Annotated in this window: 22 protein-coding genes; 7 read left to right on the top strand and 15 right to left on the bottom strand. The window is 66.4% G+C overall.

Annotated features, from left to right (window positions below):
• Positions 1–34 precede the first annotated feature (34 nt).
• Positions 35–1,294, bottom strand: a complete 1,260-nt coding sequence (locus QHG62_RS21115; RefSeq protein ID WP_281147619.1) for a multifunctional CCA addition/repair protein — start codon at positions 1,292–1,294, stop codon at positions 35–37.
• A 160-nt stretch (positions 1,295–1,454) separates the two neighbouring features.
• Here QHG62_RS21115 and QHG62_RS21110 point away from each other — a divergent pair, with 160 nt between their 5' ends.
• On the top strand, positions 1,455–2,180 hold the full coding sequence (locus tag QHG62_RS21110; protein ID WP_281147618.1) for an OmpW/AlkL family protein: 726 nt from the start codon (positions 1,455–1,457) through the stop codon (positions 2,178–2,180).
• An 18-nt stretch (positions 2,181–2,198) separates the two neighbouring features.
• Here QHG62_RS21110 and QHG62_RS21105 read toward each other — a convergent pair whose 3' ends face one another.
• The 3 genes from QHG62_RS21105 to QHG62_RS21095 all read right to left on the bottom strand — a co-directional run bounded on the left by QHG62_RS21105 (position 2,199) and on the right by QHG62_RS21095 (position 5,570).
• Positions 2,199–2,882 (bottom strand): glutathione S-transferase family protein, encoded by a 684-nt coding sequence (locus QHG62_RS21105; protein WP_281147617.1) that lies wholly within the window; start codon positions 2,880–2,882, stop codon positions 2,199–2,201.
• A gap of 119 nt (positions 2,883–3,001) precedes the next feature.
• Positions 3,002–3,565, bottom strand: coding sequence for an MgtC/SapB family protein (locus QHG62_RS21100; protein ID WP_281147616.1), 564 nt, complete (start codon positions 3,563–3,565; stop codon positions 3,002–3,004).
• Between the two features lies 1 nt (position 3,566).
• Positions 3,567–5,570 carry a lytic transglycosylase domain-containing protein gene (locus QHG62_RS21095; protein ID WP_281147615.1) on the bottom strand — a complete coding sequence of 668 codons (2,004 nt, stop codon included), beginning with the start codon at positions 5,568–5,570 and terminating at the stop codon, positions 3,567–3,569.
• Positions 5,571–5,606: 36 nt separating this feature from the next.
• On the opposite strand from QHG62_RS21095, the gene QHG62_RS21090 reads away from it, so the two are divergent.
• Positions 5,607–6,224: a 5-formyltetrahydrofolate cyclo-ligase gene (locus tag QHG62_RS21090; protein WP_258504104.1), complete on the top strand. Its 618-nt coding sequence runs from the start codon at positions 5,607–5,609 to the stop codon at positions 6,222–6,224.
• Between the two features lie 6 nt (positions 6,225–6,230).
• Here the strand turns inward: QHG62_RS21090 and QHG62_RS21085 are convergent, their stop codons facing one another.
• Positions 6,231–7,214, bottom strand: coding sequence for a LysR substrate-binding domain-containing protein (locus tag QHG62_RS21085; RefSeq protein ID WP_157612102.1), 984 nt, complete (start codon positions 7,212–7,214; stop codon positions 6,231–6,233).
• 165 nt (positions 7,215–7,379) lie between these two features.
• Here QHG62_RS21085 and QHG62_RS21080 point away from each other — a divergent pair, with 165 nt between their 5' ends.
• On the top strand, positions 7,380–7,703 hold the full coding sequence (locus tag QHG62_RS21080) for a DUF2917 domain-containing protein (protein WP_281147614.1): 324 nt from the start codon (positions 7,380–7,382) through the stop codon (positions 7,701–7,703).
• Positions 7,704–7,754: 51 nt separating this feature from the next.
• On the opposite strand, the gene QHG62_RS21075 is transcribed toward QHG62_RS21080, so the two are convergent.
• Positions 7,755–8,159 (bottom strand): BLUF domain-containing protein, encoded by a 405-nt coding sequence (locus tag QHG62_RS21075; protein ID WP_281147613.1) that lies wholly within the window; start codon positions 8,157–8,159, stop codon positions 7,755–7,757.
• Positions 8,160–8,318: 159 nt separating this feature from the next.
• On the opposite strand from QHG62_RS21075, the gene QHG62_RS21070 reads away from it, so the two are divergent.
• Positions 8,319–9,020 carry a Crp/Fnr family transcriptional regulator gene (locus tag QHG62_RS21070; protein ID WP_281147612.1) on the top strand — a complete coding sequence of 234 codons (702 nt, stop codon included), beginning with the start codon at positions 8,319–8,321 and terminating at the stop codon, positions 9,018–9,020.
• 28 nt (positions 9,021–9,048) lie between these two features.
• Here QHG62_RS21070 and QHG62_RS21065 read toward each other — a convergent pair whose 3' ends face one another.
• Positions 9,049–9,936 carry a DUF6279 family lipoprotein gene (locus QHG62_RS21065; RefSeq protein WP_281147611.1) on the bottom strand — a complete coding sequence of 296 codons (888 nt, stop codon included), beginning with the start codon at positions 9,934–9,936 and terminating at the stop codon, positions 9,049–9,051.
• Here QHG62_RS21065 and glmU point away from each other — a divergent pair.
• Positions 9,935–11,368: a bifunctional UDP-N-acetylglucosamine diphosphorylase/glucosamine-1-phosphate N-acetyltransferase GlmU gene (gene glmU / locus QHG62_RS21060; protein WP_281147610.1), complete on the top strand. Its 1,434-nt coding sequence runs from the start codon at positions 9,935–9,937 to the stop codon at positions 11,366–11,368. The two genes, QHG62_RS21065 and glmU, sit on opposite strands and share 2 nt — an antisense overlap.
• Positions 11,369–11,381: 13 nt before the next feature.
• On the opposite strand, the gene QHG62_RS21055 is transcribed toward glmU, so the two are convergent.
• A complete protein-coding gene (locus QHG62_RS21055; RefSeq protein WP_281147609.1) occupies positions 11,382–11,864 on the bottom strand; it encodes an Lrp/AsnC family transcriptional regulator in 483 nt (160 codons plus the stop codon).
• A gap of 139 nt (positions 11,865–12,003) precedes the next feature.
• On the opposite strand from QHG62_RS21055, the gene glmS reads away from it, so the two are divergent.
• Positions 12,004–13,884, top strand: coding sequence for a glutamine--fructose-6-phosphate transaminase (isomerizing) (gene glmS, locus QHG62_RS21050; protein ID WP_281147608.1), 1,881 nt, complete (start codon positions 12,004–12,006; stop codon positions 13,882–13,884).
• A 10-nt stretch (positions 13,885–13,894) separates the two neighbouring features.
• Here the strand turns inward: glmS and QHG62_RS21045 are convergent, their stop codons facing one another.
• From QHG62_RS21045 to QHG62_RS21020, 6 genes are all read right to left on the bottom strand, one after another.
• Entirely contained in the window at positions 13,895–14,920 is a 1,026-nt protein-coding gene (locus QHG62_RS21045) for a Bug family tripartite tricarboxylate transporter substrate binding protein (RefSeq protein WP_432445550.1), read from the bottom strand.
• Between the two features lie 27 nt (positions 14,921–14,947).
• Positions 14,948–16,195, bottom strand: a complete 1,248-nt coding sequence (locus tag QHG62_RS21040; RefSeq protein ID WP_281147606.1) for an acyl-CoA dehydrogenase family protein — start codon at positions 16,193–16,195, stop codon at positions 14,948–14,950.
• A 14-nt stretch (positions 16,196–16,209) separates the two neighbouring features.
• Complete coding sequence (locus QHG62_RS21035; protein ID WP_281147605.1) at positions 16,210–17,778, bottom strand: AMP-binding protein; 1,569 nt, start codon at positions 17,776–17,778, stop codon at positions 16,210–16,212.
• 141 nt (positions 17,779–17,919) lie between these two features.
• Entirely contained in the window at positions 17,920–18,945 is a 1,026-nt protein-coding gene (locus QHG62_RS21030) for a LysR family transcriptional regulator (RefSeq protein WP_281147604.1), read from the bottom strand.
• Between the two features lie 45 nt (positions 18,946–18,990).
• Positions 18,991–19,782 carry an SDR family NAD(P)-dependent oxidoreductase gene (locus QHG62_RS21025; protein WP_281147603.1) on the bottom strand — a complete coding sequence of 264 codons (792 nt, stop codon included), beginning with the start codon at positions 19,780–19,782 and terminating at the stop codon, positions 18,991–18,993.
• Between the two features lie 90 nt (positions 19,783–19,872).
• A complete protein-coding gene (locus QHG62_RS21020; RefSeq protein ID WP_281147602.1) occupies positions 19,873–20,838 on the bottom strand; it encodes an alpha/beta fold hydrolase in 966 nt (321 codons plus the stop codon).
• Between the two features lie 122 nt (positions 20,839–20,960).
• Between QHG62_RS21020 and QHG62_RS21015 the strand changes: the two genes are divergently transcribed.
• A complete protein-coding gene (locus QHG62_RS21015; RefSeq protein ID WP_281147601.1) occupies positions 20,961–21,848 on the top strand; it encodes a LysR family transcriptional regulator in 888 nt (295 codons plus the stop codon).
• 338 nt (positions 21,849–22,186) lie between these two features.
• On the opposite strand, the gene QHG62_RS21010 is transcribed toward QHG62_RS21015, so the two are convergent.
• Positions 22,187–23,164 carry a Bug family tripartite tricarboxylate transporter substrate binding protein gene (locus QHG62_RS21010; RefSeq protein WP_281147600.1) on the bottom strand — a complete coding sequence of 326 codons (978 nt, stop codon included), beginning with the start codon at positions 23,162–23,164 and terminating at the stop codon, positions 22,187–22,189.
• Positions 23,165–23,214 lie beyond the last annotated feature (50 nt).

The following is a 23,214-nucleotide window of genomic DNA, read 5'->3' as shown; positions in this document are numbered from 1 at the left end:
GCCAAAGTCGGACGTTGCCCGCGGCGGGGCCGCTTCAGCCCGGCAACGCCGCCACGGCCTCGACCCGGGCGCGGTGGATCGCCTCGCCGATCTGCGGCCCCGTGGCGCCCGACTGCTGTGCCGTGCGTGCCACCGCATCGGTGGCCACGCCGGCCGCTGCGCGGTGCACCGCCATCAGCCGCTCGCGCTGCGGATAGGGCTGGTCTTCAAACCCCAGCCGGCCGCGCGAGTCGCACTCGCAAGCCAGCAGCACCTCGGCAAAGCGCGCGGGCTTGCGGAACGCATCGCAGCGCTCGAGCAGGCGCACCAGTTCGGGTGCATCGAGTTCGCCGCTGGCGTGGATGTTGCCGTGCTCGCGCGCCACCACCTCGGCCAATTCGCGAATGTCGACCGGCACGCGCCAGCGGTCGCATACGGCGTGCAGCAGTTCGGCGCTGCGCTTTTCGTGCCCGATGTGGCGCGGCAAGAGGCCGGGCTCGGTCGTGCCTTTGCCAAGGTCGTGCATCAGGCAGGCAAAGCGCACTGCCAGCGGCGCCTGCAGCCTGGCGCTGGTATCGACCACCATCATCAGGTGCACGCCGGTGTCCACCTCGGGATGATGTTCCGCGGATTGCGGCACGCCCCAGAGCCTGTCGACCTCGGGCAGCAGCACGGCCAGCGCGCCGCAGGCCCGCAGCACTTCGAACATGCGCGAGGGGCTTGTTTCCATCAGGCCGCGAGCCAGCTCCTGCCAGACGCGCTCGGCCACCAGCGCATCGGTTTCGCCCGCCTGGACCATCTCGCGCATCAGGGCCATGGTTTCGGGCGCGACCGAAAAATCGTCGAAGCGCGCCGCGAAGCGTGCCACCCGCAGGATGCGCACCGGGTCTTCGCGGAAGGCGTCGGTCACGTGCCGCAGCAGCTTTTGCTGCAGGTCGCTCCGGCCGTTGAACGGGTCTTCGAGCTTCTCAGGGGTGGGGTCGAAGCGGCCCTCTGCGTCCACCAGCTCGGCGGGCATTGCAATGGCGTTGACCGTGAGGTCGCGCCGCGCCAGGTCTTGCTCCAGGGTGACGTCGGGCGAGGCATGAACGGTGAAGCCGCGGTAACCGGGAGCGCTTTTGCGCTCGGTGCGGGCGAGCGCGTATTCCTCGCGGGTCTGCGGATGCAGAAACACCGGAAAGTCGCGGCCCACGGGCAGGTAGCCGCGCGCAGTCATTTCTTCGGGCGTGGCGCCAACTACCAGCCAGTCATGGTCGGACACCGGCCGCCCGAGCAGCCGGTCGCGCAGCGCACCGCCGACAAGATAGGTTTTCATGCGCCGAGTGTAGGGATACCCCTCAGAGATAAAAATAGAACGGTCGTTCGATAATTGCTTTGCAAGCTGGCATTCATTCGCCGGTTTGCCTGAAAAGAAGCGGTGCTGGCAGCGGAACCCGCTTCGTTGCAGATTTTTAAACCAAAAGGAGCAATCAACGATGAAGAAAACGATGTTTGCGCTGGCCGCCGTGGGCGCGCTGGCGTCCGGCGGTGCGTGGGCGCAAAACGCCGGAGACTGGGTGGTGGGTGCGGGTTGGCTCCATTTCTCGCCGCAGGATTCGAGCAAGCCCCTGACGCTGACGGCGCCGGTGCAGAGCGTGCTGGTCGGTTCGGGCGCATCGGTCAAGGATTCGGACACCCTGGGCCTGAGCGCTGTCTATTTCATCGACAGCCACTGGGCCGTCGAGGGCGTGTTCGGCGTTCCGCCCAAGTTCAAGCTGGAGGGCACTGGCACGTTGGGCCGCCTGGGCGAATTGGGCGAAGCGCGCCAATGGAGCCCCACGATTCTCGGCAAGTACTACTTCAACGAAGGCAACTCGGCCTGGCGCCCCTTCGTGGGCCTGGGTGCGACGTATGTCTGGTATAGCGACGTGAAGCTGACGCCCGAGCTCCAGGGCGCCCTTGGCAGCCAACTGCGCCAGCGGCCGCTCTCCACCTCGACCACGGCCAAGCTCGACAGTTCGTTCGCGCCCGTGCTCAACGCCGGCGTGGCCTACCAGATCGACAAGCACTGGGGCGTGTCGTTCTCGGTTTCCTATATTCCGCTCAAGACCAAGGCCAAGCTCACGACGTCGACCATCACCGGCGTACCGGTCGGAATCAGCGAGGCCAGGCTGAAGCTGAACCCGATCGTGACCTACCTGTCGGCGACCTACCGCTTCTGAAAAAAGCCGAAGAGGGCTTCAGCGGCCCTTGCGGTAGGGCTCTTCGAACCGCAGGAAGTCCTTCTCGGCCAAGGCATCGTCGATCCATGCCTTGATGCCGGGCAGGGCCTGCACGCGCTCGATGTAGGCCGAAATGGACGGCGGCACCGGCAACCCGTAGGTCTTGATCCGTGTGCCGACGGGCGCAAAGTAGGCGTCTGCATTGGTGAACTCCCCGAACAGCATGGGGCCGCCGTGGGCGTCGAGCAGGTCGGTCCACATCTGCGCGATGCGGTCGACCTCGCCTTGCAGGCCGGGGTTGTCCTTCAGCAACTGCGCGCCGACGTCCGCCAGGGATGCCTCGATGTTCATGCCGCAAAGGGTGCGAAGGTTGCCGAAGCCCGAGTGCATTTCGGCGCAGATGCTGCGCGCGCGTGCCCGGTCGGCCAAGGCGCGGGGCCACAGCTGCTTTTCGGGAAAGGTCTCGGCCAGGTATTCGGCAATGGCCAGCGTGTCCCATACCACCAGGTCGCCGTCGACCAGCACCGGCACCTTGGCGACGGGATTCAACGTGCTGATGGTTTTCTTGAACTGAGAGTTGGCCTCGAAGGAATCGAAGCGCACCTTCACTTCCTCGAACGGAATGCCGGCCTGCTTCATGAGCACCCAAGGCCGCATGGACCAGGACGAGTAGTTCTTGTTGCCGATGTAGAGCTTGCGCATCGTGTGATCCTGCGGTTCAGATGAAACGGAAACCTTCAATCCTAGCCCGGCCGTGCTTGCCGATTGATGCCGAAGCGCGCGCGAATTGATGCGTGCGGCGCACCGCGCTTTTTGCTTCTTCAGCGCGGCGGCGCGTCTTCTGGCGAGGCGATCACGCGGGCGGCCTTGCCGTCCTTGTCTTCACCGCGCGGCGGGCCGACCACGCGCTCGATCAGGTCGACCAGGCGCGGCACCAGTGAAAGCACGGCCAGCGCGAGCAGCGCGCTCAGTACCGCGGTCACTTCGCGGCCGAGTCCGCAGGCCATGCCAATGGCGGCCGTCATCCACAGGCCCGCCGCGGTGGTGAGGCCCTGCACCTGGTGCTCGTCCTTGCCCTGCTTGAGGATGGTGCCCGCGCAGAGAAAGCCCACGCCCGCCACCAGGCCCTGGATCACCCGGCTCATGTCGGCCGGAACAATGCCCGTCTGCTGGGGAATGAGCACGAACAGCGCCGATCCGATGGCCACCAGCATGTGGGTGCGCACGCCGGCCGCCTTGCCCTGCTGCTCGCGTTCGAAGCCGAGCAGGAAACCGATGACCGCCGCCAGCATCAGGCGAACCACGATGCGGGCGAGCTGGGCGATGTCGCCCACGTCCGAGAACTCGGCCGCGACGGTGTCGAGTACCTGGTCGCCCCAACTCATCTCAGGGGAGGTCCTTGTTGGGCTCGGGCTCGGAGGCGTCGCGCGGGCCCACCCGGCCCAGGCGCTCTTTCAGCGACTGGGGGCGGCCGCTGATCAGTGCGGCGTAGTTGGTGGTGTTGGCCAGCACCTTCTTCACGTAGTCGCGCGTTTCGTTGAACGGCACGTTCTCGGCCCAGATTGCAGCTTCCATGACCGGGCCATTGCGCCAGCTGCGCGGCCGGCCGGGGCCGGCGTTGTAGGCCGCGGCGGCCAGGGCCATGGAGCCGTCGAAGTCGTCGAGCGCCAGCTTCAGGTAGTTGGTGCCGATGGTGATGTTGGTTTCGCGGTCGGTAATCTGCCCGGGCGTGAAGTCGTTCATGCCGATCTTGCGCGCGGTCCAGCGCGCGGTGGCAGGCATTACCTGCATGAGGCCCGAGGCACCCACGCCCGAGCGCGCGTCCATGATGAAGCGGCTCTCCTGGCGGATCAGCCCATAGACGTAGGCCGGGTCGAGCCCGATGTCCTGGCTCTTGCGCAGCACCGTGTCGTGGAACGGCATGGGGAAGCGCTGCTCCGCGTCGATCACCCCCTTGGTGCGCTCGCTGGTGTTGATGCAGCGGTCCCACACCTCGCGCTGGCAGGCGAGGTCGGCTGCGGCCAGCAGCGCGCGGTCGTCCATGCCGCCCTTGTCGTGCAGGTTGGTGGCGTAGTTCCATTCGCGCGTGCCCTCGGGGCGCAGGCCGATGCCGATGGCGTAGAGCGCGCGGCTGAGCGCGGGGTTGCTGCGCGCGGCGTTTTTCTCTTCAGGCGTGAGGGGCGCGGGGCGAGTGGGCGTGACGGTGCGCTGGCCCAGCTCTTCGAGCGCCAGCATTTCATAGAAGCCGCGCGTACCGGCAATGCTCTGGTAGAGCTCCCGAGCCTGTGCGCGGCGCTCGTCGTCGCCCGCGGCGCTGAGCGCGCGCGCTTTCCAGTAGACCCAGGTCGGGTCGAGCTGGGCGGTTTCGCTCATGGCGTTGATGGCGGGCAACACCTCTTTCCACTGGCCGTTGCGCAGCGCGGCGCGCACGCGCCAGCCGAGCATGTCGTCGGACAGGTCGCTGTTCTTGGTGACGTTGCCGAAGTAGCTGCCGGCCATGGGCGAGAGCTTGCTTGCCGACTGGCGGCCGATGGTGCCCCAGAGCCAGTTGCGCTCCTCGGCGGAAAGCATGGGCCCCCATTTGCTGTCGAGCTGGGTAGCGGCCTGTTCCGGGTCGGCCATGGCAGTCTTGATGAGCGCAAGCACCACCAGCTCCTTGCGCGACTTGGCGGCCACGAAGGCGCGGCCGGTCAGGAACTTGGGTGCGCTCGCGTTGAGCTCTTCGAAGAGCGGCAGCGCATCGGGCGCCGCGATGGTCACGGCGCCGCGCGCGGCTTGCGGGCGGTTGGCTTCCATGGCCAGGCGGGCTTTCTTCCAGACGTCGTTGGTCGAGATCAGACGCGCGGCAACCATGCGGTCGGCGGCGGTAAGGCAACCGTCGTCCGCCTCTTTCTGGCTGAACCAGTTGCGGCGTACTTCGTCGGCCTGGGCCTGGGTGGCGGTGCCGGAGCGCAGGGCTTCGACCAACACCGCATAGCAGCGCACCTGCGCGTCGTCGCCCATGCGGAAGCCGGCGATTGCGGCGGAAAAGCCGTCCCAGTCGCGGCGCTGGCCCAGCAGCAGCAGCCAGTCGTTGCGAAGGCGGTCTTCCTGGTAGGTGCCGGGGTAGCGCGCGAAGAAGTCTTGCACCTCGTTCGGCGTGGCTTCCTGCAGGCGGGCCTTGAGCTCCCAATAGGCGGCCCACGGTTCGAGCGCGTGGCCGCGCGCCTGGGGCAGCAGGGCGGCAAGGCGCGCCTTGTCTCCGCGCTGGAACGCCTGCTTCATCTGGATGAGCACGTCGTCGTTGCTGTTGTTCTGTGCGGCGGCGGGCTGCTGCGAAAGCAGTGCGGCAGCTGCCAGAACGGCGGAAAAAACGAGTGCGGGTGTTGCGCCGCGCGGGCGATGGCGCATGGATGCCAAAATGCTTGGGAACTGCATCGGGGGATTATGGACAAGTCAAAGGATGCCGACACCTCGGCGACCGTGAGTTTTCTCAAGGATCAGCTGCGAAAAGCACTGATCGAGCAGCGCCTGGCCATGCCCGACCGCCTGGCCAGGGCCGACCTTCTGCAGCGGGTCATGCGAATCTGGCTGGTCGGGCGGCCCGACACCGTGATTGGCGCCTACTGGCCCATCAAGGGCGAATTCGATCCGCTGCCCGCATTGCACCGCTGGAAGGAAGACGGCGAGCTCATCGACGAACCGCAGCGCCGCCGTATCGGCCTGCCGGTGATGAACAAGGTGCACAAGACGCTGACCTTTCACGCCTGGTACCCCGGCTGCCAGATGGAAGAAGACGCCTACGGCATTCCCAAGCCCAAGGACACCGAGCTCATCGTGCCCACGCTGCTGTTCGTGCCCTGCGTGGGCTACAGCGCCGGCGGCTACCGCCTGGGCTACGGCGGCGGCTTCTACGACCGCACGCTGGCCGCGCTGGAGCCGCGCCCTTTCACGGTGGGGCTGGGCTTTACCAACGGCTTTCTCGACGAATACGAACCCGAGGCGCACGACCTGCCGCTGGACGCCATCCTCAACGACAACGGCGTCGTCTGGCCAACCTCCTGAGCGCGGTCAGTCGATGTTGTCCACGGTGTCCGGGTCGGGCACCTCGCCGATGGTCTCGCGCGTGGTGATGGCCTGCGCCTGCAGCCAGTCCCAGAAGGCCCTGATTTCCGGCCGCAGCGCATTGCGCGGCCCCGCGATCAGCCAGTAGCCCATCGGCGAATCCATGCGGTGCTGCGGCAGCACCTCGACCAGGTCGCCGTTGGCCAGGCTTTCGGCAATGAGCGAGCTGCGCGCGAGCGTTACGCCCTGGCCGGTAAGGGCGGCTTGAACCATCTGGTAGGCATAGTTGAAGTAGAGCCAGCGCTTGGGCTGCGCCCTTTCGAGTCCGTTCACCTCGAACCAGCGCCGCCACGTCAGCCATTCGAGGTGCGTGCGGTGCGCATCGCCGGCCTCGATCAGCGTAAAGCCGGCAATGTCGGCCGGTGTCTTGATGGGCGGGCTGCTCTTCAATAGCCAGGGGCTCGCCACGGGCGTCAGGGTTTCGCCAAACAGGCGCACGGCAGTGGCCGGCATGGCTTCACGCGGACCGTAGCGAAGGGCAATGTCCACATCGGCCACTTCCAGGTCTACGGCGACGTCGCTGGCGTCGATGCGGATGTCGATCTCGGGGTTGTCGCGCTGAAAAGCCTCGAGCCGCGGAATGAGCCACATCGATGCAAAAGAGGCAAAAGTGGTGAGCGACACGCTCTTGCGCCCCGCGCTCTGGCGGATCTGCCGCACGGCCGTATCGATGCGCGGCAGCGATTGCTGCACCGCCAGCAACAGCTGCGCCCCGGCGCTCGTGAGCTCCACGGCCCTCGTATGGCGCAGGAACAGCGCCACGCCCACTTCTTCTTCCAGCGACTGGATCTGGCGGCTCACCGCCGACTGGGTGAGCGCCATTTCTTCGGCGGCCGCCCGAAAGTTCAGGTGCCGCGCCACGGCTTCGAAGGCGCGCAAGTGCCCGGCAGAAATGGGGCGGGAGCGCAGATGGGTTTGGGAGTGCTGCATGGACGGGGGCGTGGAGGGCATCGGGCCATTGATGCGGATTCGGAATCAGTAGGCTACTTCGTTTTCATTGGACTGCCAACAGGCCCCGAACGATCATTCATTCCCGAACTGCGCCATTGCCTCCGTCCTGTCATCGCACTTCGGCAAAGTCCAAGGAGTTTCATCATGTCCACAGCCGTCTGCACCAACCAATCGCTCGCTTCCCTGTCGCCCGCCGCTCGCACCGCTTCCGCCGTTCCGCCGGCCGTGCGCCGTGGCGCCTGGCAAATTGCCCCCGGCGAGGCGATGAGCCTGAAGGCGCGTTCGTCCAGCGTGCTGCGGGTCAAGCAGGGCCGGGTGTGGATCACGCCCGACGCCACGGCGGCCAATCCCAGCGAAGACCTGGTGCTGGCACCGGGCGAATCGCTGAACGTGGCTGCCGGCCAGCGCATTGTCATGGAAGCGTGGGATGGCTACGGTGCCACCTACTCGTGGGACCCGGCCGCCTGAGCCGGCCAGCTCCCACGGACGGAAAGGCGGCTTCGGCCGCCTTTTTCGTTTTCAGCCGTTGATGTCGAAGCTGGACCGCAGCGCCAGGAAATGCTGGAGCGCGGCCTCGCCCTCCAGTGCATGCACCCCGGCCATGAGGTGGGGGCCCTCGCTTTCGGCCAGGCCCAGGCCAAAGCCCGTGTAGCGGCGGGCGGTCAAGGCGCCTTGGTAAACCACCCGCACATCGGTATGCCTCGTGTCCTGGTCGATGCGCTGCATCAGCGCCTTCACGGCGTCTGGCGGGCCTTCGAGGTGCTGGCAGAAGCGCATGCCGTCAAAAACAAGAAGACCGGTGATCTCGTGCTGCGCATTGCGTGCGCGGGCCTGGGTCACGATGGCGCCGACCGTGGCGGGGGGCATGTCTTGCGTGAGCACGCTGCAATAAAAAATTTCGAAAAGCTGCTTTTCTTCTGTCATGCGAACGGGGGCGGAAAACGTGCGAAGTGTATGGACCCTCGGCACACGCCGAAATGTAAAAAGACACTGGTAAAAAGCCTATAGTGACGCGTGAAATTCGAGGACCATTTACCTCCCGCCTTGCCGCCCCAGGGAGCCAATCCCTGTGACGACTGCGCGTTGCGCAAGCTCGATGCCTTCTTGCCGGCGTCAACTGAAGAGTTAAAGACCATCGAGTCGTTCCGGGTCGGCGCCCGCCGCGTGCCGGCCGGCGGCGCCATCGTCGAAGAGCACCGGCCAAGCGCCCAGCTGTTCACCCTTTATTCGGGCTGGGCGTTTCGCTACAAGACGCTGAGCGACGGGCGGCGGCAGATCCTGAGTTTTCTGCTGCCGGGCGATTTCATCGGCCTGCAGGACGAGTTTGCCGACGGCCAGACGCACGGCGTGGAGGCCGTGACGGACGCCACCCTTTGCGCGTTCTCGCGCGAACGGCTCTGGGAGCTGTTCCATGCCCAGCCCAAGCTGGGCTACGACATCACCTGGCTTGCCGCACGCGAGGAAAAGATGGTCGACGACAACCTGGTGACCGCCGGCCGCCGCAACGCGAACGAACGAGTCGCCATGCTGCTGATGCACCTGTACCGCCGGGCCGAGCGGGTCGGCATGGTGCGCGACGGCTGGGTCGAGTTTCCGTTCAACCAGCAGCACCTGGCCGATGCACTCGGACTCTCGCTGGTGCACACCAACAAGACGCTGCGCAAGCTGCAGGGCCTGGGGCTCTACAAGCTCGATGCGGGCTGGCTGCGCATTCTCGAGCCGCACGCGCTCGAGACGCTGGGCGACTATTTCGAACGCCCCATGCGGCCGACGCCCCTGATCTGACCTTGCTGTGCCTCGTGGCACAGCAGGTTCAGGGCGCGGCCGAGAGTTGCCGAAGATCGTCCTGGTAGGCCTGCAGCCGCCGCACGGCCTGCTCGCGCTGGCTAGCGCTGGTGGCGTTGTGCAGCGCCGCCAGGTTGCGGCAGCCCTCCTGCAGCAGTGCCTGTTGATGATCGCGCCACGGCCCCGGCGGCGGATCGGCAATGCGCATCACATAGGCGTGGATGGCCGCTCGCGCCTCGGGCGCCGGTGGCTTGGCCCTGTTGAAGCCGCGCAGCAGGACCAGCGCCTCTTGCTGCCGCTGGCGGCGCTCGGCGGCGGCCATGCGCGGATCGAAGACTGATTGCGCCACCTGGCGCCGGACCAGCTCGCGCTGCTCGGGCGTCAACCGGCCATAGAAATCTTCCAGGCGCTCGAGAAACTTTTCGTAGCGCTTCTCTTGCACTTTCGAGGGGCTGCGGTCGAGCCACTCCTTGCGGTATTCGGCGTTGTTCTTTGCGTACTTGCGCTCCAGCTGCTGCAACTGCGGCTCGGACAGGCTCAGCGCCAGTTCGGTGCCGGCGGGTTCCGCGTGCTCGGCCACCGCCAGCAGGCGTTCGCGGATCTGGTCCGCCATGCGGCAGGCCTGGGCCGCGGTCACGTCGCGCGGCGCCAGGGCCTGCGCTTCCTGCAAGACGCCGAGCACCCGAGGCAGCTCGTTCTGACGGTGCCAGCTCAGCAGTTGCGCGAGTTCGTCGCGCACCTTCGGCGTTTGCGAGCCGTCGAAATCAACGTAGGCGTCTAGCCACCAATAGCTCAGCTCGGGCAGGTTGTTGTAGGCCAGCTTGATCGTGCTGCAGGCGCCCAGCGCGGCGGCCGCGAGCAGCACGCCGATAATTCGCGCCAACTTGGCGCAACGCATTCGGGTAGAAAGAAGCATGAATCAGATTTCGCAAGACAACCAGGGACCGGTCGACGTGGTCATCATGGCGGCCGGCAAAGGCACGCGCATGAAGAGCAGGCTGCCCAAAGTGTTGCATCGTTTGGCCGGGCGTGCACTGCTCGCGCATGTGACCGACACCGCGGCGCGCATTGGCGCCCGCCATGTGGTCGTGGTGACCGGGCACGGCGCGGCCGAGGTCGAGGCCGCCATGACTTCCGGCAACACGGGCGGCGCCGGCCTGCAGTTTGCGCGGCAGGAGCCGCAGCTGGGCACCGGCCACGCGGTGCAGCAGGCGGTTCCGCTCCTGCCCGAGGACGGCACGGTGCTGGTGCTTTCGGGCGACGTGCCGCTCATCGGCGAGGAAACGCTGCGCGCGCTGATTGCCGCGAGCGCCGGCCAGCGGCTCGCGCTGCTGACCATCGAATTCGACGACCCGACGGGCTACGGGCGCATCGTCCGCGCCACCGAGGAGGAGGGCGGCGGAGTCACGGCCATCGTCGAGCACAAGGACGCGACCGAGGCGCAGCGCGAAATCCGCGAAATCTACAGCGGCGTGATGGCCGTGCCCGCCCGCCTGCTCAAGGGCTGGCTGGCGCGGCTGGACAACCGCAATGCCCAGGGCGAGTACTACCTCGTCGACATCGTCAAGCTGGCCGCGTCCGACGGTGTGCCGGTGGTCGCGCAATCCACGACCGACGCGCTCCAGGTGGCGGGCATCAACAGCCCCGCGCAGCTGGCGGCCCTCGAGCGTGCCTGGCAGCTGCGGCAGGCCGAAGCGCTCATGGCACAGGGCGTGCGGCTTGCCGATCCGGCGCGCTTCGACCTGCGCGGCACGCTGTCTTGCGAGGCCGATGTCGAGATCGACATCAACTGCGTGTTCGAAGGCTCGGTGTTCCTGGGCGAGGGCGTGCGCATCGGTGCCAACTGCGTGATTGCCAATGCGCGCATCGAGGCGGGCGCGGTGATCCATCCCTTTACCCACATCGAAGGCGAAAAGGCGGGCGTGACGGTCGGCGAACGGTCGCTCGTCGGCCCCTTTGCCCGGCTGCGGCCGGGTGCGCAGCTGGGCGCCGAAGTGCACATCGGCAACTTCGTCGAGGTCAAGAACTCGACCCTGGCCGAGGGTGCCAAGGCCAACCACCTGGCCTATCTTGGCGACGCCACCGTGGGCCGGCGCGTCAACTACGGCGCGGGCAGCATTACCGCCAACTACGACGGCGCCAACAAGCACCGCACCGTCATCGAGGACGACGTGCACGTGGGCAGCAATTGCGTGCTGGTGGCTCCGGTCACCATTGGCGCGGGCGGCACCATCGGGGGCGGCTCCACCGTGAACAAATCGACCGAGCCGGGAGCCCTTACGGTGGCGCGGAGCAAGCCGGTGAGCTTTCCCAACTGGAAGCGTCCGCAGAAGAAGCCCAAGGCCTGAGAAGACGAGGGCTTCAGCCCAGCGGCAGCCGGGGCTCGAACTTCGCGCGTTTCAGGCTGAAGAAGGCCTTGACGTTGCGAACGTTCGCGTCCGCGTTGAAAAGCCGCTGCGCGAGTGCGCCGTAGCCGGGCATGTCGCGGGCGGCCACCACCAGCACGAAGTCCGGGCCCGGCGAAACGCGCCAGCACTGCTGCACGGCGTCGTCGGCGATCACGCGCGCTTCGAAGGCGTCGAGCGCTGCCGCGTCTTGCCGGTCCAGCGAGATTTCGACCACGGCCTGCAGGCCGTGGCCCAGCGCCGCTGCCAGGCGGTCTGGCGAGAGCAGCGCGACTTGCCGCTCGATGAGACCCTCTTGCCGCAGGCGTTGAACGCGCCGCAGGCAGGTCGGCGGCGAAATGCCTGCGCCTTCGGCCAGCCGCTGATTGGTCTGCGATGCGTCGCGCTGGAGCGCGTCGAGCAAGCGGAGGTCTATTGCATCCAGCGAGATTGATTCCATATATTGGTGAATTATGGAAGAAAAATTCGAATCAGTGGGGATGTGAAATTAATGCTCAAATTTCAATGTAATTTTGAATGCAAATTTTCCCGTTCGATATCTACTATCGGGTCTCCTATTCATTCAAAGGCAGTTCACCATGTGCGGCATCGTCGGCGCAGCGTCCCATCGCAACATCGTTCCGGTCTTGGTCCAGGGGCTTCAAAGGCTCGAATACCGCGGTTATGACTCCTGCGGCGTGGCGGTTCATGCGGGGGGCCTCACGCGTGCGCGCACCACATCGCGCGTGGCGGACCTCGTCACGCAGGTGCGCGAAGACCATGTCGAAGGCCTGACCGGCATTGCCCACACCCGCTGGGCCACGCACGGCGCACCGGCGGTGCACAACGCGCACCCGCACTTCAGCCATGGCCCCGGCGCCGATGCGCAAGGCGCGCGCCCCGGCCGCATCGCGCTCGTGCACAACGGCATCATCGAAAACCACGAAGCCCTGCGCGCCGCGCTCGAAGCCAAGGGCTACCTGTTCGAGAGCCAGACCGATACCGAGGTGGTGGCCCACTTGGTCGACAGCCTGTATGACGGCGACCTGTTCGAAGCCGTGAAAGCCGCGGTGCTGCAGCTGCACGGCGCCTACGCCATTGCCGTGATCTGCCGCGACGAGCCGCAGCGCGTGGTCGGCGCCCGCGCGGGCTCGCCGCTCATTCTTGGCGTGGGCAAGGAAGGCGGCGAAAACTTTCTTGCAAGCGATGCCATGGCCCTGGCCGGCGTCACCGACCAGATCGTCTATCTCGAAGAAGGCGACGTGGTCGATGTGCAGCCCGGCAAATACTGGATCGTCGACCGCAGCCACAAGCCCGTGCAGCGGCAGGTGCGCACCGTGCAGGCCCACAGTGGCGCGGCCGAGCTCGGCCCCTACCGCCACTACATGCAGAAAGAAATCTTCGAGCAGCCGCGCGCCATTGGCGACACCCTCGAAGGCGTGGCCGGCATCGTGCCCGAGCTGTTCGACGGCATCGGACAGGACGGTGCCACCGGCGCCAGCGCGCACCGCGTGTTCAAGGACATCGACAAGATCCTCATCCTTGCGTGCGGTACCAGCTACTACAGCGGCTGCACCGCCAAGTACTGGCTCGAGGGCATTGCCAAGATATCGACGCAGGTCGAAATTGCGAGCGAATACCGCTACCGCGACTCGGTGCCCGACCCCAAGACGCTCGTCGTCACCATCAGCCAGTCGGGCGAAACCGCCGACACGCTCGCCGCGCTCAAGCATGCGCGATCGCTCGGCATGGAGCAGACGCTCACCATCTGCAACGTGGCCACCAGCGCCATGGTGCGCGAATGCAAGCTCGCCTACATCACGCGCGCCGGGGTCGAAATTGGCGTGGCCTCGACCAAGGCCTTCACCACGCAGCTGGCCGGGCTTTTCCTGCTGACGCTCGCCATTGCGCAGAGCAAGGGCCGCCTCACCGAAGCCGACGAGGCGCGCTACCTGAAGGAAATGCGCCACCTGCCCGTCGCGCTGCAGTCGGTGCTCGCGCTCGAGCCGCAGATCATCGGCTGGGCCGAAGACTTCGCACGCAAGGACAACGCGCTCTTCCTCGGCCGCGGTCTGCACTATCCGATTGCGCTCGAAGGCGCGCTCAAGCTCAAGGAAGTGACCTACATCCACGCCGAGGCCTATGCCGCCGGCGAGCTCAAGCACGGCCCGCTCGCACTGGTCACCAGCGAAATGCCCGTGGTGGCCGTGGCGCCGAACGACGCCCTGCTCGAAAAGCTCAAGAGCAACCTGCAGGAAGTGCGCGCGCGCGGCGGCGTGCTCTACGTGCTGGCCGACGGCGACACCAGGATCAAGGGCAGCGAAGGCCTGCACGTCATTCGCATGCCCGAGCACTACGGCGCGCTGTCGCCGTTGCTCCACGTGGTGCCGCTGCAGCTGCTCGCGTACCACACGGCCTGCGCGCGAGGGACCGATGTGGACAAGCCGCGCAATCTTGCGAAGAGCGTGACTGTGGAGTGATTGCGCGGCTCTAAAGCGGCGAGATCCTGGCGCTCTTCATCATCTGCCCTGTCAGCTCGACTTCATGCCGGATAACCTGCAGATAACCCTCGGGTGTCGTAGGCGAAACCTGGCTGCCCAGTTCGGTCAACGACGCGATCACCTGGGGGTCTTTGAGCATCTGGCTGAAGACCTCGTAGACACGCGCCGCAATAGGGTCGGGCGTGCCCGCGGGCAGCGAGAGTCCGCCCCATGACGTCAGCTCCACGCCCTGCAGGCCTTGCTCGGCCAGCGTGGGCACGTCGGGCAGGCTGGCATTGCGCCGGGTGCCGGCAACGCCCAGGGCCTTGAGCTTGCCGGCCTTCACCTGCGGGAAGGCCACCGCAAAGATGGGCATGCCAAAGCTCACCTGCCCGCCCAGCACCGCGTTGACCAGTTCCGACGCGCCCTTGTACGGCACATGCGTGGCGCTGACGCCGGCGGCGTTCAGGAACAGCTCCACGCCAAGGTGCGAGGGCGTGCCCACGCCGCCGGAGGCGTAGTCGAGCTTGCCGGGGGCGGCACGCGCCTTGGCGACCAAGTCCTGCAGCGTCTCGATGCCCGATGCCGGGTTGACCACCAGCAGCACGTCCGACGTGGTGAGCCGCATGACATGGCGGAAGTCCTTCATCACGTCGTAGCCGGGGCTGCGGTACATCAGCACGTTGGCCGCCATGGGCGCGGCGGAGTAGATCCAGGTGTACCCGTCGGGGGCGGCACGGGCCACCTGGCGCGCGCCAATGTTGCCGGCGGCGCCGCCCTTGTTTTCGATGATGACCGGCTGGCCAAGCAAGCGGCTGGCCGCCTCAGCAAGGATGCGCGCGCCGGTGTCGGGGCCGGTGCCGGCCAGGTAGGGCACCACCCACTTGATGGGGCGGCTGGGCCATGGGTCGGCGGCCTTTGCGATGCTTGCGAGCGGCAGCAGGGGCGATGCAGCCAGTGCGCGGCAGAGCGCGCGGCGTGATTGGTCGATGCGATCGGCAGGTTCGTTGTTCAATTTCGCTTGTCTCCGGATCATTCTGTTTTGCGATTGGTGCGGGCCGGCCTACGGCGCCTCGCCGAGCAGCTCGCGCGCGATGATGTTCTTCTGTATCTCGCTGGTGCCGGTGAGCACGCGGTACATGCGCAGCATGCGAAACAGGAACTCCACCCGCCGGCCCTGCACGATGCCTTCCCCGCCATGGATCTGCACCGCCGCGTCGGCAATGCGAAAGGCCGCTTCCGAGCAGAAGAGCTTCGCCATCGACGCATCGGCCCGCGCGTCGCCGCCTGCGTCGAGCTGGCGCGCGGTCGAGATCATCAGCGCGCGCGCCGCCGCCAGTTGCGTGGCCATGTCGGCCAGCGAATGCTGGATGGCCTGGAACTGCGCGATGGGCCGGCCGAACTGGCGGCGCGTGCGCGCGTAGTCACGGGCGTCCTTCAGGGCCACCGTGGCCAGGCCCACCATGCCGGGGCAATGCAGCAGCCGGTTCACGGTAATACGGCCCAGCGCCAGTGCCAATCCGCGGCCCGGCTCGCCAATGAGGTTGGCAGCGGGCACACGGCAATCGGTCAGCAGGATGTCGCCGGTGGTCGACTGCCCGGCCATGGTCTTGTAGCCGGCCTTCACCTCCACGCCGTCCTGCCGCAGGTCGACGAAGAAGGCCGAGATCTCGCGCCGTTCGGGGCTGTCCGACGTGGACGCCATCAGCACCGCGTAGTCCGCGAAGGGCGAGCCCGAGATGAAGCGCTTGCGCCCGTTGATGACGTAGGTGTCGCCCTCCAGGCGTGCCTGCGTCTGCAGCGCGCCGGGGTCCGAGCCGGCCTCGGCCTCGGTGAGCGCGAAGCAGATGGCCTTTTCAGCCTGTGCCACCGGCACGATGAAATTGGCAAGCTGCATCGGCGTGGCGTAGCGCGCCAGCGCACCCACGCGCGGCGGGCCGCTGAGTTCGCCGAACACATGCGGTGCCAGGGGAGAGCCGCTCGCGTAGATCGATTCCTTGATCAGCACGTGGTCGAGCAGCGAGAGCCCGAGGCCGCCCATCTTCGTGGGCAGCGTCATGCCGTAGAAGCCCAGTTCATGCGAGCGGCGCCACACGCGCTGCAACGTCGCCTTGCCGGCGCCGTGCTCATGGTCGATGCCTTCCTCTCGCACCAGTGCGGCCAACTCGCCGTTGATGAAATCACCGATGCGCACAATCAGTTCGGCCGCCTGTTCCGAACCTTCGAAAGGCCCGTCGAACAGCGGGGAGCGCACGCTGGAAGCAGCGGTGGCTGCACTTGTGGGCCCGGATTCAATGGCTTGCGTTGTCATGGTTGCGCGGCTCCTTAGTTCACGCGGCGATCGTGGCCCGCCCAGTACGGCTGCTGGATGACCTTGCGCGCGATTTTTCCGTTGGCGTTCTTCTGCAGCGCCTCGACAAACTCGATGCGGCGCGGCCGCTTGAAGCCCGCCAGCCGTTCGGCGCAGAAGGCATCGAGCGCCGCAGCATCCGCAGCCGCTCCGGCCTTCAGCACGATGTGCGCGGCCACGGCCTCGCCCCACTTGTCGTCGGGCACGCTGAACACGCACGCTTCATCGACCGCTGCGTGCTGGTACAGCACCGCCTCCACCTCCGACGGGTACACGTTGAAGCCTCCGCTGATCACCATGTCCTTCTTGCGGTCGACAATGTAGATATAGCCGTCGTCGTCCGCGCGTGCCAGGTCGCCTGTGTGGTAGCGGCCGTTCTTCAGCACTTCGGCCGTGAGCTCGGGTGCACGCCAGTAGCCCGCAAAGACATCGGCGCCGCCCACCACGATCTCGCCGATCTCGCCGGTGGCCACGGGCTGGCCTTCGTCGTCCACGATGTCCACCTGCGACTCGAGAAACGGCCGTCCGCACGACGCCAGCCGTTCGGGCATGGCGGCCCTCGCGAACAGGTGGTCTTCAACGCTCAGGCCGCACACGCCCGAGGTCGTTTCCCCTGCGCCATAGCCTTGCGAGAGCACCGGGCCGAACACGTCCATGGCCTGCATGATGCGGGCCGGCGCCATCGGCGCGGCGCCGTAGCCCAGGCGCCGCAGGTCGGGCAATGGGCGGTAGCGGCCCTGCACCTCGGCCAGCAGCATGTTGATCATGGTCGGCACCATGAAGGTGTGGGTCACGCGTTCGCGATTCATCTCCGCAATGAAGCGGCCGGGATCGAAGCCGCTGAAAAGCCGGATCGTGGCGCCGCTGCACAGCGCCGGCACCAGTTGCATGCCCGATGCATGCGTGATCGGCCCCACCAGCCCCAGCAGGTCGCCGGGCTGCAGACTGTCGGCGCGCATCAAAAACTTGCGCAGTTGCGCGAGCCGGTTGCCGAAGGTCTGCATTGCGGCCTTGAGCACGCCGCTGGAGCCCGAGGTGTAGTGCAGCACCGCAAGCTCGTCGGCGCTCACCCGCGCTGGGGTGAACCGGTCGCTGGCGCGAGAGAGCACGCCTTCGTATGAAGCGGGAGAGCCCTCCGCGGCATCGAGCAGCAGCAGGCGCGGCGCGCCCTTGAGCTGCGGCAGAAAGCTCTCGGCGCGTTCAGCGGTGGTGACGATCAGCGTCGCCTCGCTGTTCGCGATGACCTCGGCCACCTCGACTGGCGCCAGCCGGGCGTTGATGGGCGCCTTCACCAGCGCGGCCTTGTAGCACGCCAGTTCGAGCTCGACGATTTCGATGCAGTTCGGCAGGTACACGCCCACGCGGTCGCCGCGCTGCAAGCCCAGGCCGCACAGCGCGTTGGCCAGGCGGTTGGAGCGCTGATCGAGTTCCTGGTAGGTGACCGAGCGCTGCGCGCTGGTAACGGCAAGCCGCTTCGCGTGAATGCGTGCGGCACGGGACGTGAGCTCGCCGACGTTGGCGACCCCGGGGGCTGTGGTTTGCAAGTTGTCTCCTGGCTGTATGTCCGCGCCACGGCACGGGATGGAGACGACTTTGGCAGCGGAAGGTGCGCAACAACAAATACCGATTGCTGATGCGCGGCCATCAAAAGCGTTGATGGCCCCGCCGGACCGGAACGCCCGGCGCTATGGCCTGGCCGGCGCTGCCGGCGCCGACTTTTCTCCCAGCAGGAACTCGGCCTCCCAGCGGCCCGATGCGATCATGCGGCGGGTCTCTTCGACCAGCACGGTCATCACCGCCCGGGTCGCGGGGTCGGGCTCGCGCGCCGATGGGGTCGCAAGAAAGTAGGAGCGCGTCAGGTCGGGCTGCACCACGCGCGCCACCAGCCACTGCCTGCCGCCCGCTGGCGCATCGCCCAGCGCGCAGGCGGGCGAAAAGGTGAAGCCCGCGCCCGCCAGGTAGAGCGAACGGATCACGCGGGCGGAATCGTGCTCGTGTGCAATGTTGAGCTCCAGGCCCAGGTCCGATGCGGCGCGCTCGACCTGCGCGCGAATGCTGAAGCGGCGCGATTGCAGCACCAACGGCAGGCCGGCCGCCCGGGCGAAGGGCATCTCGAGCCGGGGCACCGCAGCCGCCTTGCGCTTCTTCGATGCACCGGCGGCGGGCTGCACGGTCATGGCTGCAACCTCGCCGTCGGCGTCGTGGCCGCAGACGAACATCGCCTCTCGCGCAAGCGGTTGCACGTCGAGCCCGTTCACTTCGTCGCTGTCCACCAGAATGCCGATGTCCGCGCGACGCTCGACCATGGCCTTGCGCACCATCAGGCTCAGGTCGTCGATGACGAACACGCGAATGCGTGGATGCGTTTGCTTGAGCCGCGCCAGCACCGGCCCGAGCAGCAGCGAGGCGAGCAGGAACGGTACCGCCACCGTGACCGAGCCTTCGGGCCCATCGGGCGTGCGCTGCAGGCGCTCGCGCATTGCGCTGGCGTCGGACAGCAGCTTGCGCGCGTCGTGATACAGCTGCAGCCCTGCCGCCGTGGGCGTGACGCCGACGTGCGAACGCTCGAAGAGCTGCGTGCCAAGCTCTTCCTCAAGCTTCTTGATCTGAGCGGTGAGCGCGGGTTGCGCCACGTACAGCGCACCCGCCGCGCGCGAAAGACTGCCGGCTTCCAGCACGGCGATGAAGTAGCGCAGCGATCGGAGTTCCATAGGCACTGGATTCTGGACCCGCGCCGTCCATGGATCGCGCGTTCGTCAGAAGGCGCTCTTGACGACGCCGCCGTCGACGCGAAGCGCCGCACCCGTCGTCGCCGAGGCGAGCGGACTTGCCACGTAGGCCACGAGCGAGGCCACCTCCTGCGGCGAGGCGAAGCGCTTGATGAGCGAGGTCGGGCGAACGTGGTCGAAGAACTCTGCCTCTACCTGCTCGAAGCTCTTGTCGCTCGAGCGTGCCATGCCTTCCACGAAGTCGCCGACGCCGCGCGATCTGGTTGGACCCGGAAGCACGCTGTTCACGGTGATGTTCGTTCCGGCGAGCGATTCGGCAAGGCCGCGCGACACCGCCAGTTGCGCGGTCTTCGTCGTGCCGTAGTGGATCATCTCGGTCGGTATCTGCACGGCGCTCTCACTCGAGATGAAGATGATCCTTCCCCAATTGGCGCGCTTCATTTCCGGCAGTACCAGCCGTGCGAGGCGAACGCCGCTCAGCACGTTGACGTCGAAGAAGCGCTGCCAGTCTTCATCGGGAATATCTTCGAAAGCCTTCGCCTCGAAGATGCCCAGGTTGTTCACCAGGATGCCGATGCCGGGATGACGACGCACGGCTTCCTCGGCGGCATCTGCCCGGCTCAGGTCGCCGGCATAGCCGAGCACCGTGCCTTGCGTTTCCGAACGGATGCGCTCCGCCGCCTCGTCGACCGCTGCCTGCGATCTGCCGTTCACGATCACGCTTGCGCCCTCCTGGGCCAGCGTGCGCGCAATTGCGTAGCCGATGCCGGCGGTGCTTCCGCTCACCAGCGCGAGCTTTCCGTGTAGTTGCAGGTCCATGTGGGTTCTCCTGGGTTGGTTCAGCGTTCATGTTCGCCGAGTTCTGTTGTTCGTGCCACCCGCGGGCAGCGAGTTCGGGGCAGTTCCCCGTCAGCCGAGGAAGTTGACCAATGCCGGAATGACCTGCTCCGGTGCCTCTTCCATCAACCAGTGCCCGGAGCCTTTGACGATGACGCCCTGCACATTGGTTGCGACCATCTTTCCCTGCTCGATCAGAAAGGTTCCGCCGGCCTTTTCACCGGAGAGCACCAGCATCGGCATGGGCAGTGGCGTCTTGCCCAGTTCGGCGAACTCGGCCGCATCCTGCTCGAAGGCCTTGAAATATTCAAACCCTGCACGCATGCCGCCGGGTTGCGCATAGGCCCTGGCGTAGAACTGGCGGTCGGCTTCGGGCACCGAGTGCTTGGGGTCGGCCGCAAAGTCGTTCCAGAAGTGCTCGAAATAGATGCGCTCGCGTCCTTTTACAAGCGCCAGCGGCGTTGCACCGTGGAAATGAAAATGCCACAGGTCGCGCAGGAGCCACACGTTCTGCCATTCGCCGATCCCGGGGAGGAAGGCGTCCATGAGCACCACCTTGTCGGTCTCCGAAGGAAACTGGGCGGCATACGCGTAGGCCACCATCAGGCCGATGTCGTGCCCGACGATGCTGACGCTGCGAATGCCGAGCGAGCGCACAAGCTCGTGGATGTCCACAGCCATGTTCTTCTTGCCATAGCCCGTCTCGGGCTTCGAGGAATTGCCGGCCCCCCGAAGATCGGGCACGACCACCGTGTGCGTCCTTGCCAGGAGCGGCATCAGCGGGTTCCACATGTGCCCGGTCTCGGCGTAGCCATGCAGCAGCACCACAACCGGCCCGCTGCCCCCTATGCGGTAGTGGATGCGGGTGCCGTTCACTTCGGCGCTGCCCGAACGGAAGCCGGGCACCGCGTCGGCGGCGGGTGCCGCGTGTGCGGCGCCGCCCAACGTCAGGGCGGCGCCGACGGCGACTGCGCCGGCAAGCAAGTCGCGGCGGTTGGGAGCAGAGGGCGTGGCGGGGTTGAAACGGGTTGCGGTCATGGCGAACTTCCTTCTCTGTTGGTTTCTGGGATGCAGTGAATTTATGGTTCAGCTTCACTTCCAGAAAGAGCCCAAAAGTGGTTTACTCATTCAGCTTTCATGAATGATTGGAATTGCCGCTCATGGACCGGTTGCGTGCGTACGAGGTATTCGTCACCGTGGTGGCGCGGGGCAGTTTCACCAAGGCGGCCGACGCGCTGGACACCTCGCCGGCCAACGTGACGCGCTACATCAACGAGCTGGAGGCGCATCTGCGCACGCGGCTCATCAACCGCACGTCGCGCCGCCTGTCGCTCACCGAAGGCGGTGAAGCGCTTTTCGACCGGGCGAAATCGATTCTTGAAGAAGTGGCGGAGACCGAGGCCCTGGCCACCACCGCGTCATTGCAGCCTCGGGGGCGCCTGCGCATCAACGCGCCGTTGAGCTTTGGCAGCCTCGTGCTGGCGCCGTTGTGGCCGAAGTTCATTGCAAAGTACCCGGACGTCGAGCTCGACATCGCGCTCATCGACCGCGTGGTCGACATCGTCGAAGAGGGCTACGACCTGGCCATCCGCATCTCGCGCACCACATCGGGCAGCCATATCGCACGCCGCCTGGGCCGCTCGCCGAACCTGGTCTGCGCCTCGCCCGCCTACCTTGCGGCCCACGGCATGCCCCAGGTGCCGGCAGACCTTGCCAGGCACCTTTGCCTGGGCTACACGTACGGTGCGACATCCGACGAGTGGCAGTTTGCCGGCCCCGGCGGAACCCTGGAGTCCGTGCGGGTGCGGTGGGCCTTGCGCGCCAACAATGGCGAGACCGCCCGCGCCGCGGCGATTGCCGGTGCCGGCGTCATCTGGCAGCCGAGCTTCGTGATTGGCAAAGATGTGCAGGCCGGCCGGCTAGTGGAGGTCATGCCCGGTTATCACATGCCGCCTGTCGACATCCTGGCGATTTATGCGAGCCGTCGGCATCTCAGCGCGAAGGTGCGGCTGATGGTCGACTTTCTGGTCGATGCTCTACAAGAGTGATGGCACGTGCGCGGCACATAGCCGCAGTGCCCTGTCGGCGATCACTGGCGCGGAGATTTTCCTACCGCAAGGGTCGCTTTTTCCCTGCGCCCGCCGAGGTGGCGCTGGCTACGGTGGCTGCATACCCACCACCAAGGAAAAGTCACATGAAAAGCATCATCCTTTGGCTATGCGGCGTGCCCATTGGCGTCATCATCCTGTTGAAGGTATTCGGGGTCTTTTGAGAGCTCGATCGGCCGACTCGACACTTCTCGCGTAGCCGGGGGCGGCTCGCACGCTGGATCGAGCAAGCTCTGCGAATGAGCTCCGGTTGTGCCGGAGCTCATTCGCCTCCGGGCTCATTCCGGCTGGATGCCCGCCTCCTTGACCACCTTGCCCCACTTGGCCAGGTCAGCCTTGATCACCGCGGCGTATTCCTGCGGTGTTCCGCCCTGGATCTCTATGCCGGCAGCTTGCAGCTTGGTTCGAACATCGGGCAGCTTCAGCGCTGCGTTGATTTCGGCATTGAGCTTTTCGACGATCGCCTTGGGCGTGCCCGCGGGCGCCAGGAACCCGCCGTTCGTGTTGGCGTCGTAGCCCTTGAATCCCTGTTCGTCCGCGGTCGGCACGTCGGGCAGCGACTGCGTCCGCTTGCGCGTCGATACGGCCACCGCGCGCACATTGCCGGCCTTCACTTGCGGCTGGATGGCGCTGATGGTGTCGATGAAGAGCGCGGTGCGTCCGGCCAGCAGGTCCGGATGCGCAGCGGAGGAGCCCTTGTAGGGGACCAGCAGCATCGGTGAGCCGCTTGCCATGCGGAACATTTCGGCCGCCATCTCTTGCGCGCTGCCGCGGCCGGAAGTGGCGACCTTGGCCTCGTCCGGATGGGCCTTCATCCATGCCACGAGCTCGGGCAGCGTCTTGGCGGGAAGCTGCGGGTAAATGGCGAACACCAGCGGAACCTCGTGCGTGTAGACGATCGGCTCGAAGCTTTTCTCAGGGTCCCAGCCGAGGTTCTTGAACAGGAACTTGTTCGTGTTGTGGCTGCCGCCCACGATGCCGATGGTGTAGCCGTCGGGCGCCGATTTGGCGAGCGCGTCGGTGCCGAGGTTGTTGGATGCGCCGGGCCGGTTGTCGACGATCACCGGCTGCCCCATCGACACCGCGAGCTTGTCGCCGACCACGCGGGCAATGGTGTCGATGGCGCCGCCGGGCGGGGCGGGCACGATGATCTTGATGGCGCGGGCCGGGTAGGCGGCCTGTGCCAATGCCACGGCGGGCACGGCGGCCAGCGATGCCGAGACGGCAAGGATCTTGAACAGGGAAGCGAGCTGCATGAATGTCTCCTTATCGGGGGGGCTCTTGTTGTGAAAGGCGGCTCGCGCGT

Source organism: Variovorax paradoxus (assembly GCF_029919115.1).
Taxonomy (GTDB): Bacteria; Pseudomonadota; Gammaproteobacteria; order Burkholderiales; family Burkholderiaceae_C; genus Variovorax; species Variovorax paradoxus_O.
Note: the sequence above shows the minus strand (reverse complement) of the source record. Positions and strands in the feature narration are given on the sequence as shown.

Bases quoted from the DNA above. Each gene is read 5' to 3' on its own strand.
- QHG62_RS21115 (WP_281147619.1), bottom strand. From the start codon at position 1,294: ATGAAAACCTATCTTGTCGGCGGTGCGCTGCGCGACCGGCTGCTCGGG.
- QHG62_RS21110 (WP_281147618.1), top strand. From the start codon at position 1,455: ATGAAGAAAACGATGTTTGCGCTGGCCGCCGTGGGCGCGCTGGCGTCC.
- QHG62_RS21105 (WP_281147617.1), bottom strand. From the start codon at position 2,882: ATGCGCAAGCTCTACATCGGCAACAAGAACTACTCGTCCTGGTCCATG.
- QHG62_RS21100 (WP_281147616.1), bottom strand. From the start codon at position 3,565: ATGAGTTGGGGCGACCAGGTACTCGACACCGTCGCGGCCGAGTTCTCG.
- QHG62_RS21095 (WP_281147615.1), bottom strand. From the start codon at position 5,570: ATGCGCCATCGCCCGCGCGGCGCAACACCCGCACTCGTTTTTTCCGCC.
- QHG62_RS21090 (WP_258504104.1), top strand. From the start codon at position 5,607: ATGGACAAGTCAAAGGATGCCGACACCTCGGCGACCGTGAGTTTTCTC.
- QHG62_RS21085 (WP_157612102.1), bottom strand. From the start codon at position 7,214: ATGCAGCACTCCCAAACCCATCTGCGCTCCCGCCCCATTTCTGCCGGG.
- QHG62_RS21080 (WP_281147614.1), top strand. From the start codon at position 7,380: ATGTCCACAGCCGTCTGCACCAACCAATCGCTCGCTTCCCTGTCGCCC.
- QHG62_RS21075 (WP_281147613.1), bottom strand. From the start codon at position 8,159: ATGACAGAAGAAAAGCAGCTTTTCGAAATTTTTTATTGCAGCGTGCTC.
- glmU (WP_281147610.1), top strand. From the start codon at position 9,935: ATGAATCAGATTTCGCAAGACAACCAGGGACCGGTCGACGTGGTCATC.
- QHG62_RS21065 (WP_281147611.1), bottom strand. From the start codon at position 9,936: ATGCTTCTTTCTACCCGAATGCGTTGCGCCAAGTTGGCGCGAATTATC.
- QHG62_RS21055 (WP_281147609.1), bottom strand. From the start codon at position 11,864: ATGGAATCAATCTCGCTGGATGCAATAGACCTCCGCTTGCTCGACGCG.
- glmS (WP_281147608.1), top strand. From the start codon at position 12,004: ATGTGCGGCATCGTCGGCGCAGCGTCCCATCGCAACATCGTTCCGGTC.
- QHG62_RS21045 (WP_432445550.1), bottom strand. From the start codon at position 14,920: ATGATCCGGAGACAAGCGAAATTGAACAACGAACCTGCCGATCGCATC.
- QHG62_RS21040 (WP_281147606.1), bottom strand. From the start codon at position 16,195: ATGACAACGCAAGCCATTGAATCCGGGCCCACAAGTGCAGCCACCGCT.
- QHG62_RS21030 (WP_281147604.1), bottom strand. From the start codon at position 18,945: ATGGAACTCCGATCGCTGCGCTACTTCATCGCCGTGCTGGAAGCCGGC.
- QHG62_RS21025 (WP_281147603.1), bottom strand. From the start codon at position 19,782: ATGGACCTGCAACTACACGGAAAGCTCGCGCTGGTGAGCGGAAGCACC.
- QHG62_RS21020 (WP_281147602.1), bottom strand. From the start codon at position 20,838: ATGACCGCAACCCGTTTCAACCCCGCCACGCCCTCTGCTCCCAACCGC.
- QHG62_RS21015 (WP_281147601.1), top strand. From the start codon at position 20,961: ATGGACCGGTTGCGTGCGTACGAGGTATTCGTCACCGTGGTGGCGCGG.
- QHG62_RS21010 (WP_281147600.1), bottom strand. From the start codon at position 23,164: ATGCAGCTCGCTTCCCTGTTCAAGATCCTTGCCGTCTCGGCATCGCTG.